Below are 1356 nucleotides of genomic sequence, written 5' to 3'. Positions count from 1 at the left end.
GACTGTCCGTCCGGCAGAGTCGCGTCGACGATGGCGCGGGCCCCTTTCAGCGGCGCATTGACTGTCAGGATTTTTCTGGTGATTGAGCCAGCCGTGGTCGTCGCGACAAGCTCCAGGCGGTCAGGCTCGCTCTGGTAATAGCCAAGATCCCCGCCGGCGAAATCGACAATGAAGCGCTTCGTGCCATATCCGTCGGAAAGGCCGTCCTCGATATCTGAACCGTTGAAGCTTTGCTGCACCTGCGCGTAAGGGTGCAGGTGCCAGGTCGTCGATAGCGCCGAGATGCGATAGCGGAATTCCGTAGCCTTCTGGGTGGGCAGGGGCGTATTCGGAGTCCAGCAGGCGACGATATTGTCGAAGGTCTCGTTCATCGTCGGGATCTCGATCAGGTCGATCCGGCCTTCGCCCCAGTCTCCTTGGGGTTGGATCCAATAGCCCGGCCGCGCATCGTAGCGCGCTTCCAGATCCTGATAGCTGCCGAAGTCGCGATCGCGCTGCATAAGGCCAAAGCCGCGCGGGTTCTTGTCACCAAAGCTCGATATCCGCAGAGTTTTCGGATTGCGAATGGGACGCCAGATCCATTCGCCACTGCCAGCTTGCAGCATGAGCCCGTCGGAATCGTGGATCTCCGGGCGGAAATCGGTTCGTTGCAGGAGATCACCCTCGCCGGCCTGGAACATCGACGTCAGGGGCGCGATCCCGATCCGCTCGATCTCCCGGCGTGGAATGATCGTCGCGATGACGTCCATATGAGTTTCGTGGCCCGGGCGGACAACATAGCGAAAGGCCCCGGCTACTGACGGAGAATCAAGCAGGGCGTAGATGATGAGATCGGCCGTGTCGCGGGACGGCTCCTCCACCCAGAGAGCCCGCATGAACGGGAACTCTTCGGGGCCTTCGCCACCGACATTCAACGCGAGCGAACGCGCCGAAAGCCCGTAGCGGTGCCCACGGCCGATCAGGCGGAAATAGCTCGCGCCCAAAAACGAGATCAACTCGTCCTGAACCTTCGGATCGTTCAAGTTGGTGGTGACCGCGAAACCCGCGAAGCCTAGCGACGGCGAAAGGCCCTTGGGGACAGGAACCTTGCCGTACTCGAACAAGCCCGTCGTGAACGGGATCGGGATCGCGTTTCCGTGGCTAATAATATAAACTTGAACGGGCTTGTTGTGCAGGAAGCCGAGATGAAATGGGAACAGTCGAAAATCAGACGTTCCCTCGCGCCAAAAGGCTTTGTCGCGGCGAAATCGGATTTCGCGATAGCTGTCATAGGTCAGCTTCGACAGTTCGTCGGGAATCTTCGCGCTCTCACTATCGAAAGGCCGTTTTGCCAACGCCGTCGCCTGCTGAACCACC

At 59.7% G+C, this 1356-nt stretch carries 1 protein-coding gene; it reads right to left on the bottom strand.

Annotated elements, in window-relative coordinates; genetic code table 11:
- Positions 1-1356 (bottom strand): OpgD/OpgG family glucan biosynthesis protein (locus ACIPIA_RS16385; protein WP_400511036.1); only part of this gene is annotated, 1356 nt, incomplete at both ends.

It is taken from the genome of Allobosea sp. CER48 (genome assembly GCF_044752385.1).
GTDB lineage: Bacteria > Pseudomonadota > Alphaproteobacteria > Rhizobiales > Beijerinckiaceae > Allobosea.
This window is presented reverse-complemented; position numbering and strand designations above follow the sequence as displayed.